Raw genomic sequence first — 12,457 nt, 5'->3', positions numbered from 1 at the left:
CCTGTAAACAATTTCTGAAAAACAGGCTCACTTCTTCTAAGTTGAAAACTTACATAGAAAGACATTTATCAATCATTCGTCCAGGTCGGACGTTTGAAAGGCGACTGAAAAATCAATCAGTAGTAAGCTTCACCTACAGAGTATCATAATTTTTAAAAAGGGTATAAAAACCTTTATTTGGCATGCACAAAAAGACCACTTTCGAAAGTCATATATCAATTTGAACTTCCAAAGTGGTCTTATTTTAGATTCTAAGCCTTAACTTAATGACATTGGATCCAATGTCCAGTATTTTTCTTATCCCAAGTCTTGACCGTTTGTGGCGATGACTTGTTTGTACCAATGGAAGGATTTTTTCTTGGAGCGTTTGAGGGTTCCCTTGCCTTCATTATCCCGGTCAACATAGATGAAACCGTAGCGTTTCTTCATTTCACCAGTTCCTGCTGAAACCAGGTCGATACAGCCCCAAGTGGTATAACCGAGGAGCTCAACACCATCTTCTACAATGGCATCTCGCATAGCCGCAATGTGTTGGCGTAGGTAGTCGATTCGATAATCATCTTCGACGTAACCATTCTCATCAGGTGTATCAATAGCACCTAAGCCGTTTTCAACAATGAACATAGGTTTTTGGTAACGATCCCAGATGGCATTGAGGGTAATGCGGAGTCCGAGTGGGTCAATTTGCCAACCCCATTCGGAGGCTTCCAAGTATGGATTCTTGATAGAAGCAAAGATATTTCCTTCAGTCTTTTCATTGACCTCTGGATCTCCAGAAGCTACTCGGCTTGAGTAGTAAGAGAAGGAGATGAAATCAACTGTGTAATCTCGCAGTAAGGCCAAATCTTCCTCTGTCATTTCTACATCAATCCCCAAGCGCTCCCATTTTTTCTTAGCATAGTTTGGATACTCTCCACGGGCTTGAACATCGATGAAGAAATAGTTTTCTCGATCTTCTTGTAGGGCTGCCCAATAGTCTCGTGGATGGGCTGTGTTTGGATAATATTGTCCCGCAGCCAACATACAGCCGACCTTGTTTTCGGGATCAATTTCGTGGGCCACTTTCGTTGCGATGGCAGATGCGACCAACTCATGGTGGGCTGCTTGGTATTTCACTTGCTCTTGGTTCTCCCCTTCCTCGAAGTAGAGACCTGCCCCCATAAATGGGGCGTGGAGGATCATGTTAATTTCGTTAAAGGTGAGCCAGTATTTCACCAAGCCCTTGTAGCGCGTGAAGAGAGTCCGGCAAAGCCGTTCATAAAACTCTAGCATCTTGCGGTTTCGCCAGCCCCCATACTCTTCAATCAAGTGCATTGGGCAGTCAAAATGGGTGATGGTTACCAAGGGTTCAATCCCATGTTTGTGGCACTCTTTGAAGAGTTTTTCATAAAATTCCAAACCTTTTTCATTCGGCTCTAACTCATCGCCCTTGGGGAAAATCCGAGACCAGGCAATCGAGAGGCGGTAAGTCTTGAAGCCCATCTCCCCAAAGAGGGCAATATCCTCTTTGTAGTGGTGGTACATGTCAATCGACTCCTTAGCTGGATAAAAATACCCTTCCTCAAAGTCAAACATCTTGCGCTGACCAGCAATAATCGGGAAGCGCTCCTCACCGATGGGAACAACATCCACATTGGCTAGCCCACGGCCATCGACATCATAAGCCCCTTCACATTGATTGGCAGCCGTAGCGCCACCCCACAAAAATCCTTGCGGAAAACCTTTATTCATTTGAACCTCCTTAATCTATTTCTTATCTCTAACACTATTCATATGATCAAAACTGCCTGTTCAAAAGAGCCATTCCACTTCTCTAATGGGATCAATCACGCGTACCAAACGGATTTGATCTCCATCCATATCCAATTGAAAAATACTACAGTTCGAGATGGTAAAATCTTCTGGTAATAACAGTTCCAATTGATTTTGCAGTAAGAAAGACCAAATGGCTGCACCATGGCTCACAACTAGAACTTCTTGGCCGGCTGTTTCCTGGAACAATTGTCGAATAGTCGTGTCAACTCGGACACCAACATCCGCAATCGCTTCCCCACCATAAGGAACCAGTAAGTCTTCAAAATTATTGGCACCTGGTCGAAACTTGGGCAGGAGATTCCAAGGCTGGACTTCAAATTCTCCGAAGTTCATTTCTTTAATTCCCTTTAACTGCTTCACATCGTCCATTCCGGAAACCAACTTGGCCGTGTCGGTTGCCCGCTCCTGGGTGGAAGAGAAAGCCTTGTCAAAACTAATTTCCTCGCCCTCAAAAAACGCCTTAGCCTTTTTTGCCTGTCGAATCCCTTCCTCTGTTAAGGGGGAGTCTACCGCTCCCTGGGTCAAACCTTGAAGGTTAAAAAGGGTTTGTCCGTGCCGCATGAGGTAAAATGCCATTCGATCCTCCTAGTCTAGTTCTTCACCGTTTGAACGAATCACCTTTTGATACCAGTAGAATGAATCCTTTGGTGTCCGTTCAAGGCTTCCGTTCCCGAGGTCATCCATATCCACATAGATAAAACCATAGCGTTTGCGCATCTCGCCTGTTCCAGCAGATACGATGTCGATACAGCCCCATGTTGTATAGCCAATCAGGTCTACTCCATTCGCAATGGCCTTGGCCATGGCTTGGATGTGAGAACGGTGGTAGTCAATACGATAGTCATCATGGATCGCCCCATCTTCCTCGACCGTGTCCAAAGCTCCCAAGCCATTTTCAACAATCATCACAGGGATTTCATAACGATCGTAGATTTTTTCCAAATAATATTGAAGACCAGACGGATCTTGTGCCCAGCCCCAATCAGAATATTCCAAATAGGGGTTCTTAGCTCCAACCGAAAAGTTTCCTGAAACTTTTTCATCCACCTCATGGGTTGTCACAACCGTCGACATATAATAAGAGAAGGTATAGAGGTCAATCGTACCCTGATCGAGAATGTCCAAATCATCTGCTTCCATTTGCAGCTCGACATTGTGTTCCTGCCACAAACGTTTGGCATAAGAGCCATAACGACCTTTGGCTTGGACATCTGAACAATAATAGATATTTTTCTCCCACTGGTGTTGATTTTCCAAAATATCTGCTGGATCACTGCTTCCTGGATAGAAAGTGATTCCACAGATCATATTGCCAAATCGAAAATCAGGATTTATTTTCCGTCCAAGTTGGATTGCCTTAGCAGAGGCTAAAAACTGATGATGCAATTGTTGGTAAGCATCCTGAAAATCTTCATTCGAAGCCTGACCAAACATATCTAAAAACATGATCGTATTGTTGATTTCGTTAAAGGTTAGCCAATACTTGACCAAATCTTTGTACTCATTAAAAAGCGTCTCGGCATAACGAACATAGAAATCAACTAATTTCCGGTCAGACCAACCATTAAAACGAGTTTCTAATGAAAGTGGGGTATCAAAATGCCAAATGGAAACCAAGGGCTCAATGCCGTACTTGTGACACTCTTCAAAGACGGAACGATAAAAGTCTAATCCTGCTTGATTGGGTTGGGCATCATCTCCATTTGGGAAAATCCGTGCCCAGGAAACAGATAGACGGAAAACAGAATAGCCCATCTCCGCAAAAAGCTTAATATCTTCCTTGTAACGGTGGTAAAAATCTACCGCTTGGTGGTTCGGATAATAGTGGTCTTCTAGAATGGCATAATGAGCTCCTTCAGGTAAATGACCACCCATGTGCCCCATAGAAGCATACTTCCCAGGATTCCCATCCTTGTCGATATAGGTTGTGTAGCGGGGACTGGTCGCCGTTCCACCAGTTGTCACATCTGTTTGAACCAAACCTCGTCCATCCAGGTTATATGCTCCTTCAGCTTGATTGGCAGCAATCGCACCACCCCATAAAAAGTTTTTTGGAAAACGTGTCATCTGTATTTCTCCTTCTCGTATTTATTCTAAACCGTTAATTCAATCGGATTCTTTTCAAACCCTAGGATAGCCGACTCATAGTAGTCATCTCCCGTTTTACGTGGTCCTGAAAGGACCAGATAGCCATCCGTACGGAAACGCTCGGTTAAAGCATCAACAGCTTCCTCGCTACCGAGTGAAAAGGCCAGGTGAATATACTCCACGCGCTCCGTCGCCAAGGTGTATACTCTTTTAGTTTTTCTTTTATTACTGTGTTAGCTCGTCTTGCCGTACTTCAGTACTGTCTACGACTCGCTGCCTTGTACTAAAAGTAAACTAAAAGACTATAATCACCGACACTTTCCTTGTTCATCATTTCTAACCGAGCCCCATCGTCAAAACTCAAAAAATAGGAAGAGAAACCCGTTTTAGGATTATGGTAGCGATCATTCGATTCAGCTCCAAAATAAGTCTGAAAAAAATTCCTTGGCGGCTTCCAAATCTTTTACATACAATGCTAAGTATTCAATTCTCATGCCTACCTCCCTTCAACTGATAACTCTAGTATAGTCGGATTGTAAACGATTTTCTTATCAGAAAATCTGCTATAATGATACTATCCTATGAAACGAGGACACTATGAAGAAAGAACTAACCGACTCCTATTTCTATCACCAAGTAGATTTTGAAAACAACCTCCTCCCCTTCAAGCGTTTTGAAACCCAGGTTCAAAATGGCCAACCTGACATCCTCTTCCACTGGCACAATGAATGTGAAATGACCTATGTGGAGGCTGGTAGCGCCCGCTATCATATCGACTATGAATATTTCGACAGTCAGCCTGGTGACCTCATTTTCATCCGCCCCAACGCAACCCACTCCATCCATCCCATCGAGATGAAAGAGCACAAGACCCAGAGCCTTCTCTTTCACCTTGATTTCTTGGGGGCTACTCACCTGGATCAAACCAGCCTCAACTACCTCCAACCTCTGCAAACCGATAAGGCTAAGTTTATTTCCCGTATTCAGCCACAAGACCCTGGCTATGAAGAAATCAAGAACTGTTTCATTCAGCTTCTCGCCCTCGACCTAGAAGCTGATTACTATGAGCTTTTGCTCAAGAGCAAACTATTTGAACTCTTTCATTTCCTTTTTTCCTTTTCCTATGTTGTTGAAAAAAGAACAGATGATCTTTATCGTAAAAACGAGAGCTTGCGTGGGTTAATCGACTATATCCACAACCATTACGAGGAAAATCTCAGCATGGACTTACTGTCTCAGCAGATGGGGTACAGCAAGGCTCACTTCATGGCGGTATTTAAACAACACATGGGAATCTCCTGTATGGAATTTATCATTCAGGTTCGATTAAGAGCAGCCTGTGAATTATTGGCAACCAGCATGAAACCTATTGTCGATATCGCCCATCAGGTTGGCTTTAATAATTTGTCCAACTTCAACCGGCAATTTAAAAAAAGTCATCACCTGACTCCCAGTCAGTACCGGAAACAATTTCGAAAACAAGGGTAACAAGCAAGGCCAGGGCTTCTCCACCCTGGCCTTATACTCTTTTACTCACGTCGAGTATACCTCTTGTCCCTGAATTTCTTAAGGAGGATAGCCATTAGCTGACGGTGGTCAGGAGATAGTCCCCAACTTGCACTTCGCTTTCTTGGCTAACGAGAATATCCTCATAGAGGGAAGTATTGGTTACAATGATTGGAGTTGTGATTGGAAGGCCTGCGGCTTTAATGACCTCCATATCAAATTCCAACAGTTTTTGACCAGCTTCAATAGAATCTCCAATTTCCACAAAGCTTTCAAAGCCTTCTCCGTTGAGAGAAACCGTATCCATCCCTACATGGAGCAAAATTTCTGCTCCATTTTCTGTCTTGATTCCGATAGCATGATTGGTTGGGAATAAGAGGGTAACCTCCCCCTTGACTGGGGCATAAAGGGTGCCTTGGCTAGGTTCGATGGCAATTCCTTTCCCCATAGCACCTGATGCGAAAACAGGATCTGGAACATCTGCTAGTTGCACAATTGCTCCCTGGAGCGGGCTGGCTACAATTTCTTGTTGAATCTCCTTGTGCGGAGTGTCTGCTTCTTCTTTTTCTTCTTCAAGCGATTCAAGAGAACTACCATATAAGTTGGCAACAGGAAGCGCCATTTGAATGCCGAATGAGATTACAACGGCTGCTACGGAAGCGATAATACCGGAGATTACACCAGACATATTACCTGTTGCTGTGTCAATCAAGGAAGGATAAAGGAAAACTCCTAAACCACCGACGGAGTATCCAACAACCCCTGCAAACATCACATAGCCACCGATTAGAGCACTGGTGATACAGCTGACAATAAATGGGGTCCGCATTGGAAGGGTAATCCCATAAATAGCCGGTTCTGTCACCCCAAAAATAGCAGAGATAAAGGCTGGCATAGAAAGAGTTTTAACCTTAGATTCTTTGGTTTTCAGCATAATAGCCAAAAGAACACCAACTTGGGTAAAGCTTGGGAACATTGCTGGAATCAGAATGGCTGAAAATCCTTGACTGGCAGTTTCCACAATCGCCAATGGGACAATGGCCCAATGCATTCCAAACATAACCATAACTTGCCAGAGCCCTCCGAGGACAACTCCATAAAGAATAGGACTGATTCCCATAATGTATTGGAAAAATAGGCTCAAACCATCTGAAATGAGATTCCCAATTGGTCCTACAAGCAGGAAGGTAATCGGAACTGCTAGCAGGATGGTCGCTAGAGGAACCAAGAAAAGTTTCACCACATCAGGGATCACTTTTCGTGCTCCTCTTTCAATATAGGATGCGACCCAGACTGCAAGAATTGCAGGGATCACAGTTGAATAATAGCCTCCAGTCGGAAGAGAGAATGGAATCCCAAAAACAGTGTTCATCCCGGACTCGGTCAAAACTTCGACCGCTCCAGGTAAACTTGGATAGACCAAGGCGGCTCCAATGGCAAGAGCTGTAAATTCATTTACCTTAAATTTCCGAGCGGATGTCAAGGCAATGATGAGGGGAAGGTACTGAAAGAAGCCATCTCCTGCTGCATTTAAAATGGCATATAAGGCACTGTTATCAGCAGTCATGCCATTGGCACCAAGAACAGCGACCAATCCTTTGATAATACCAGCTGCCGCCAAGGCCCCTAAGAAGGGTTGGAAAATACCAGAAATCAGATCTACAAATCGCTCGAAGAGATTCCCATTAACTTTGTCGCCTTCATCAATATCCAAGCTACCATTTCCCACAATTCCTGCAGCAGTCTGTACTGCCACATAGACATCTGGAACATGATTGCCAATAACCACCTGGTACTGACCACCTGCTTGCACTACGGTCACGATCCCATCACGCGCTTTGAGGTAATCCGTATCTGCTTTTCCCTCATCTTTCAGTGTAAACCGTAACCGTGTAATACAGTGTTTGAGTTCACTGATATTTTCTTTGCCACCGACATGCTCCACAATATCCTTGGCTAATTCACTATAATCCTTTGCCATGAGAGGCTCCTTTCTGACTGGAACAAACAAAAAAACCTAAACATATACCGACATGCCGACGACAAAAAGAGCTATTGCTGACACATTCGTATATATTTAGGTTTTGCCTGCTTCCCAGTAACAATCCTTTGATGATTCTATCCTACCAAATACCCTGTCATTTTGCAAGCGTTTTCTAAAAAGTTTTTTCGTTGATTTTTGAAATTTTTAGTGCTATACTGTTTACACAGTAAACACATGGAAGGGAGATCTTATGGCAACTTCAACAACTCCAATTGCTATCAGACTTGACGATGATCTTGTAAGACTCATCGAAGAGTATGCAAAAGGTCAGCAAATCACAAAATCAGATTTTATTCGCGATGCAGTTCTAGAAAAAATTGAGGATATGTATGATATCGCTGTTGCTGACATCGCTTATAAAGACTGGGTTGCAAGTGGAAAGAAGACCTATTCACTTGAAGAAACTTTAGAACGATATGGCTAAATATACAGTAGAATTTGCAGAATCCTTTCATAACGATCTTGAAAAACTGGATCGAAGCATCCAGCGACTAGTATTGAAATGGATTGAAAAACATCTTCACAATGTTGATTTTCCAACAACCCCAGGAAAATCTCTTTCAGGCGAATTAGCCAGTTATGTCAGATTTCGAGTAGCTAATTATAGAATTCTGGCTATTGTTGATAAGGATCAATTTATCATCTTAAATCTTCACATCGGTCATCGATCAGATATCTACAAACGTATAGTCTTTTAGTTTGCTTTTAGTACAAGGCAGCGAGTCGCAGACAGTACTGAAGTACGGCAAGACGAGCTAACACAGTAATAAAAGATAAACTAAAAGAGTATAAATGAGAAAACCCAAGTCCTCAAACCAGGACTTGGGTTTTTCTCATTTAATCAACCGCTGAATATGAATCGTCAAGTAGACTTGCTCATCAAGGGACATGTCAAAACCGTAACTTTCTTTTACAAAGGTTTTGATTTTCTCGCTAGCCGCAAAAGCTTGTGAGTAGTTAGCCTGAACTTGTTGATAGAGAAAGGCATCGTCTTTTCCTTCGACTTGGCCCTGAAGGACACGTTGGGCAAAGTAAGAAAGATGGGTGACGAATCGATGAAAACTAGTGTCTTCCCTAAATTCAGCCCAACCAAAATGAAGACGGACGATGTCTAAGAATTGATGAACCATCCGGTTCACCTGGTTTTTTCGCTGACCAGCTGTATTATTTTTTTGAGCATTGATCAGATGGAGGGCCAGTGATGAAGCCTCACTTTTCTCCATGTGAATTCCTAATTTGTCGCGGATTTCCTCGATTATTTCAAGTCCAAGTTGATACTCTTGGGGATAAAACTTTCGAACTTCCCATGCTAGGGGATTTTCGATAGAGATTCCTTGACGACTTCGTTCCAAAGCATAGTGAAGATGATCCCCGAGGCTAAGATAAAGTGACAATTCATAACTGGTGCCTAGAATCCTTTCAGCCTTTGAAAGGAATTGCGTTACCAAGTCTACTTCCTCTGCTGGCATCCGACTATAGAGGTGGAACAGATCTGTCTCTGTCGCATCCCCTTGGAGGACAAATGTTTTCTCAATCTTATCTAGGTCCAACTCTTGACCTGCTTTTTTCTGAAAACCTAAACCTTTGCCCATGACGATCACTTCTCGATCTTGTGAATCCAAAGCCTGGACCACGTTGTTGTTATAGACTTTTACAATGTTCATTATGCCCTACCTCTGTACCCGCTAGCTTCTTATAGTCTTTTAGTTTACTTTTAGTACAAGGCAGCGAGTCGTAGACAGTACTGAAGTACGGCAAGACGAGCTAACACAGTAATAAAAGATAAACTAAGAGAGTATATAGCCTTTTTAATGCAAAAAAACCTAAATCCATCACCAAAGAGGCCTGTCTCCAGACTCCTGATGATGACTTAGGTTTTGCCTGCATTTCAGTAACAATCCTATTTCTAGTCTAGCAAATTGGGGGCGCTTTCGCAAGGGGGCTCAATTTTTATTTTGCTCCAGAAAGCCTACAGTGAGATTCAGAGTAGGCAGTGATGGCATATTTCCAATGTATCTTACAGCAAATCGAGCTTTTCAAACGCCTTATAGAGACCATCTTCTTCCACATCTTCTGTAATGAGGTCAGCCATAGCAAGGATTTCAGGTCCGCCATTGCCCATGGCTACTCCAATCGCTGCATACTCCAACATGGGAATATCAATTTTCGCATCGCCAAAGGCAATGGTCTGGCTGCGGTCCATCTCAAGGTGCCCCAAAAGCAAATCCATTGCACGCGCCTTATTGATATCCTTAACCCCTAAATCACCAAAAAGAGCTGTTTCTCCACGACCACCCCAGGTGTGGGCTTCTAATTGAGGGAAGGCGGCTTTAGAATCCAAGTGATCCTGATAGGAATCAAGGATAAAACTGATTTTATTGAGGTCATCTCGATAGAGGTCACCGCCAAAGACCAAGCCATGCAAGACATCTTCCACCTCTTGATTCGCCACTTCTTCTGCTGTTTTCCCCTTGGTCATGAGATAAGACTGAAGAACCTTCCGCCCACGTTCTCGAAACTTGCGGCTGGCAAAAAGTCCGTTATTGCTTTCCAAGAAAAATTCCAAGCCTCGTTCCTCCAACCAGTCCACAACAGCTTTCGCATCCTCCGCCGGAATAAGCTGGTGCATGAGGACCTGATTCTGGAATTCGACATAAGAACCGTTTCCCCCGATCATACCATCCAAGCCCATTTCCCAGAGCTCTTCTTGCATTTCTGCTCGACTTCTGCCGGTTGTGGCCATCACCAAATGTCCCTTTGCTCTGGCTGCTTTAATGGCTTGCTTGGCTGACTCTGGAATCCGATTGTGGTAATCAACAATGGTCCCATCCACATCTAAGAATAGTACTTTTTTCATCTTGTTTCCTCCTTGCTATCAGTCTACCCCTTTTCCTTTTTTTAAAAAAGAAAAAAAGACGGATAAAGTGATACTATCCTCGTCTTTGCATGGTAAAATGGGGTTACAACTGTAAGAAAGGAAGAGTTATGATTGTATACCACCAACTAGAATTCCCCGCAACTGGGGAGAATCGCACTGTTCGGGTCTACCTTCCGGACAATTATGAAAACCAGGTTAGCCGCTATCCGGTTATGTACTTCTTTGATGGCCATAACCTCTTTTACGATCAAGAGGCAACCTACGGGCAATCTTGGCAATTAAAAACGTTCTTGGATCATTGGAACAAGGACATGATTGTCATCGGGATTGAGCCTAGCCATGCAGGCAACCAACGCCTAGAGGAATACTCTCCTTATGATATCGGAGGGGAATTCTTTGCAGGACCTATCCAGGGACGAGGAGAAACCACTATGCAATGGTTGGTCAATCAAATCAAACCAGTCATTGACCAAACCTACCGGACTTATCCTGATCGCTTAAACACCGGAATTGCAGGCTCCTCCATGGGAGGACTCATGGCTCTCTATGCTATCACCCGCTACAATGCCGTCTTCTCTAAGGCAGCCGCTCTCTCCTCAGCAATCTTTACTCCCATTTATCAAGAAATGAAACAAAATCAATTAGATAGCAATACCCGTGTCTACATGGGTTGGGGAACCAATGAAGTTGGTTTAGACCTTACACAAGAAGAGGAAATTTGGGCAAGCCCCAGTGCGCAAGTTCACCTTTATTTAGAGACCAACTTGCAGCTTCATGGTGCTACCACCTATCTTCACCCACAAATACATGGGCAGCATACCGAAAGAGACTGGGCCCAACAAGTTCCACTTTTTATGGACTTTCTTTGGATGAGATAAGGAGAAACAGATGAAAAAGAATCGCTTATTAATTCTACTAAGCCTACTACTAAGCCTAAGTTTGGGGCTAGGAATAGTCGCCCCAAGTAATCCTGAACTGGCAGCTGTCCAGAGCACTATCGTCTATGCAGACGAAGAAACAAGTGACGTATTGCCTTTCAAAGGTGAGAAACAAATTCAACTTCAGGATTGGGATGCACTCGGTCGAGCACAAGCAGCTCATATCCAACTAAAGGAAGGGGATCAACCGACTAAAAAACGAACTGGCAAAATCACCTTTGACCCTGTTGGCTGGCATAACTATAAATTTTATTTTGGAGACGGTAGCCAACAAGCTTGGCTCATGAATCGAGGGCATTTAATTGGGTATCAATTTAGTGGTCTCAATGATGAAGGTCGCAATCTAGTTCCGATGACAACCTGGCTCAATACTGGAAACTACAAAGGAACAGATGAGTCAAATCCTGACAGTATGCTTTATTATGAAAACCGTCTGGATTCCTGGTTAGCAACCCACCCCAACTATTGGTTAGACTACAAGGTTACACCTATTTATACTGGCGATGAACTCATTCCTCGCCAAATCGAACTCCAATATGTGGGGTTAGATGATAAAGGTCAAAAACTTGACATCACCCTTGGTGGAAAAGAAACCAAGGATGCATCAGGAATCACACGAGTTGTCTTGGACAACCTGTCACCCAATGCAGACATTGACTACACGAGTGGTACCGCCATTAACACTGTTGCTTCTGCTAGCCAACAAGCTGCTGATAAACAGAGGGCATCCGAAGAAGCTGCCCGGGCCCAAGCCGAGGCAGAAGCTTCTGCTCAAGCTCAGTCTCAAGCGGAAGAACAAGCCCGCCTTCAAGCTGAAGCTCAAGCTCAGGCTGCTGCACAGGCACAAGCTGAAGCTGCCGCCCAAACAGCACCAGAGGTTACTGCCGGAGGAGGCTATACCAGAGATGCCCGCGGTCGCTGGCATCGTCCAAATGGTCAATATGCATCCAAAGCAGAAATAGCTGCAGCAGGACTTCCCTGGTAATTCTATTTCTTAACCTCCTCGTAATATAAGTTTAGAGGGTTATTAAAACCCAGTTTGAACAATAATTGTATAAATACTTGACTATTGCAATGTTTCCCAGAACAATAGAGTTATGGAAAGGACTCATGGTTGTTTCTTATCCTCCTTGTTGCTCAGTCTTCATTACAAAGTCTGTTACCCAGCCCTTCATTTTACCTCCAACC

Annotated in this window: 11 protein-coding genes and 3 pseudogenes; 6 read left to right on the top strand and 8 right to left on the bottom strand. The window is 43.7% G+C overall.

Annotation, left to right across the window (positions count from 1 at the left end; translation table 11 throughout):
- A pseudogene (locus JEQ21_RS10045) lies at positions 1-149 on the top strand (IS4 family transposase); the annotation flags it as partial.
- A 148-nt stretch (positions 150-297) separates the two neighbouring features.
- On the opposite strand, the gene JEQ21_RS09000 reads toward JEQ21_RS10045, so the two are convergent.
- From JEQ21_RS09000 to JEQ21_RS10040, 5 genes and pseudogenes are all read right to left on the bottom strand, one after another.
- Positions 298-1,731, bottom strand: coding sequence for a 6-phospho-beta-glucosidase (locus tag JEQ21_RS09000; RefSeq protein WP_199365180.1), 1,434 nt, complete (start codon positions 1,729-1,731; stop codon positions 298-300).
- Between the two features lie 60 nt (positions 1,732-1,791).
- Positions 1,792-2,391: a histidine phosphatase family protein gene (locus tag JEQ21_RS08995; RefSeq protein WP_199365178.1), complete on the bottom strand. Its 600-nt coding sequence runs from the start codon at positions 2,389-2,391 to the stop codon at positions 1,792-1,794.
- 9 nt (positions 2,392-2,400) lie between these two features.
- On the bottom strand, positions 2,401-3,882 hold the full coding sequence (locus tag JEQ21_RS08990; protein ID WP_199365176.1) for a glycoside hydrolase family 1 protein: 1,482 nt from the start codon (positions 3,880-3,882) through the stop codon (positions 2,401-2,403).
- A gap of 26 nt (positions 3,883-3,908) precedes the next feature.
- Positions 3,909-4,073: pseudogene (locus JEQ21_RS08985) on the bottom strand (VOC family protein); the annotation flags it as partial.
- Positions 4,074-4,210: 137 nt separating this feature from the next.
- Positions 4,211-4,397: pseudogene (locus tag JEQ21_RS10040) on the bottom strand (VOC family protein); the annotation flags it as partial.
- 103 nt (positions 4,398-4,500) lie between these two features.
- Between JEQ21_RS10040 and JEQ21_RS08980 the strand changes: the two are divergent.
- On the top strand, positions 4,501-5,391 hold the full coding sequence (locus JEQ21_RS08980) for an AraC family transcriptional regulator (RefSeq protein WP_199365174.1): 891 nt from the start codon (positions 4,501-4,503) through the stop codon (positions 5,389-5,391).
- Positions 5,392-5,485: 94 nt separating this feature from the next.
- Here JEQ21_RS08980 and JEQ21_RS08975 read toward each other — a convergent pair whose 3' ends face one another.
- On the bottom strand, positions 5,486-7,390 hold the full coding sequence (locus JEQ21_RS08975; protein ID WP_199365172.1) for a beta-glucoside-specific PTS transporter subunit IIABC: 1,905 nt from the start codon (positions 7,388-7,390) through the stop codon (positions 5,486-5,488).
- Between the two features lie 253 nt (positions 7,391-7,643).
- Between JEQ21_RS08975 and relB the strand changes: the two genes are divergently transcribed.
- Positions 7,644-7,877 (top strand): type II toxin-antitoxin system RelB family antitoxin, encoded by a 234-nt coding sequence (gene relB, locus JEQ21_RS08970; protein ID WP_196091947.1) that lies wholly within the window; start codon positions 7,644-7,646, stop codon positions 7,875-7,877.
- Positions 7,870-8,151, top strand: coding sequence for a type II toxin-antitoxin system RelE family toxin (locus JEQ21_RS08965; protein ID WP_199365170.1), 282 nt, complete (start codon positions 7,870-7,872; stop codon positions 8,149-8,151). The genes relB and JEQ21_RS08965 overlap by 8 nt, the downstream gene beginning before the upstream one ends.
- A gap of 135 nt (positions 8,152-8,286) precedes the next feature.
- Here the strand turns inward: JEQ21_RS08965 and licT are convergent, their stop codons facing one another.
- Positions 8,287-9,117 carry a BglG family transcription antiterminator LicT gene (licT, locus tag JEQ21_RS08960; protein ID WP_199365168.1) on the bottom strand — a complete coding sequence of 277 codons (831 nt, stop codon included), beginning with the start codon at positions 9,115-9,117 and terminating at the stop codon, positions 8,287-8,289.
- A 353-nt stretch (positions 9,118-9,470) separates the two neighbouring features.
- Positions 9,471-10,310: an HAD family hydrolase gene (locus tag JEQ21_RS08955; protein ID WP_196091950.1), complete on the bottom strand. Its 840-nt coding sequence runs from the start codon at positions 10,308-10,310 to the stop codon at positions 9,471-9,473.
- A gap of 128 nt (positions 10,311-10,438) precedes the next feature.
- Here JEQ21_RS08955 and JEQ21_RS08950 point away from each other — a divergent pair, with 128 nt between their 5' ends.
- Positions 10,439-11,209 (top strand): alpha/beta hydrolase, encoded by a 771-nt coding sequence (locus JEQ21_RS08950; protein ID WP_199365166.1) that lies wholly within the window; start codon positions 10,439-10,441, stop codon positions 11,207-11,209.
- A 10-nt stretch (positions 11,210-11,219) separates the two neighbouring features.
- Complete coding sequence (locus JEQ21_RS08945; RefSeq protein WP_199365164.1) at positions 11,220-12,254, top strand: DNA/RNA non-specific endonuclease; 1,035 nt, start codon at positions 11,220-11,222, stop codon at positions 12,252-12,254.
- Positions 12,255-12,457 lie beyond the last annotated feature (203 nt).

The sequence above is a fragment of the Streptococcus sp. 121 genome, from assembly GCF_016458205.1.
Classification (GTDB): domain Bacteria; phylum Bacillota; class Bacilli; order Lactobacillales; family Streptococcaceae; genus Streptococcus.
Note: the sequence above shows the minus strand (reverse complement) of the source record. Positions and strands in the feature narration are given on the sequence as shown.

Coding starts and splice junctions, on each gene's coding strand:
- JEQ21_RS09000 (WP_199365180.1), bottom strand. CDS start 1,731: ATGAATAAAGGTTTTCCGCAAGGATTTTTGTGGGGTGGCGCTACGGCT.
- JEQ21_RS08995 (WP_199365178.1), bottom strand. CDS start 2,391: ATGGCATTTTACCTCATGCGGCACGGACAAACCCTTTTTAACCTTCAA.
- JEQ21_RS08990 (WP_199365176.1), bottom strand. CDS start 3,882: ATGACACGTTTTCCAAAAAACTTTTTATGGGGTGGTGCGATTGCTGCC.
- JEQ21_RS08980 (WP_199365174.1), top strand. CDS start 4,501: ATGAAGAAAGAACTAACCGACTCCTATTTCTATCACCAAGTAGATTTT.
- JEQ21_RS08975 (WP_199365172.1), bottom strand. CDS start 7,390: ATGGCAAAGGATTATAGTGAATTAGCCAAGGATATTGTGGAGCATGTC.
- relB (WP_196091947.1), top strand. CDS start 7,644: ATGGCAACTTCAACAACTCCAATTGCTATCAGACTTGACGATGATCTT.
- JEQ21_RS08965 (WP_199365170.1), top strand. CDS start 7,870: ATGGCTAAATATACAGTAGAATTTGCAGAATCCTTTCATAACGATCTT.
- licT (WP_199365168.1), bottom strand. CDS start 9,117: ATGAACATTGTAAAAGTCTATAACAACAACGTGGTCCAGGCTTTGGAT.
- JEQ21_RS08955 (WP_196091950.1), bottom strand. CDS start 10,310: ATGAAAAAAGTACTATTCTTAGATGTGGATGGGACCATTGTTGATTAC.
- JEQ21_RS08950 (WP_199365166.1), top strand. CDS start 10,439: ATGATTGTATACCACCAACTAGAATTCCCCGCAACTGGGGAGAATCGC.
- JEQ21_RS08945 (WP_199365164.1), top strand. CDS start 11,220: ATGAAAAAGAATCGCTTATTAATTCTACTAAGCCTACTACTAAGCCTA.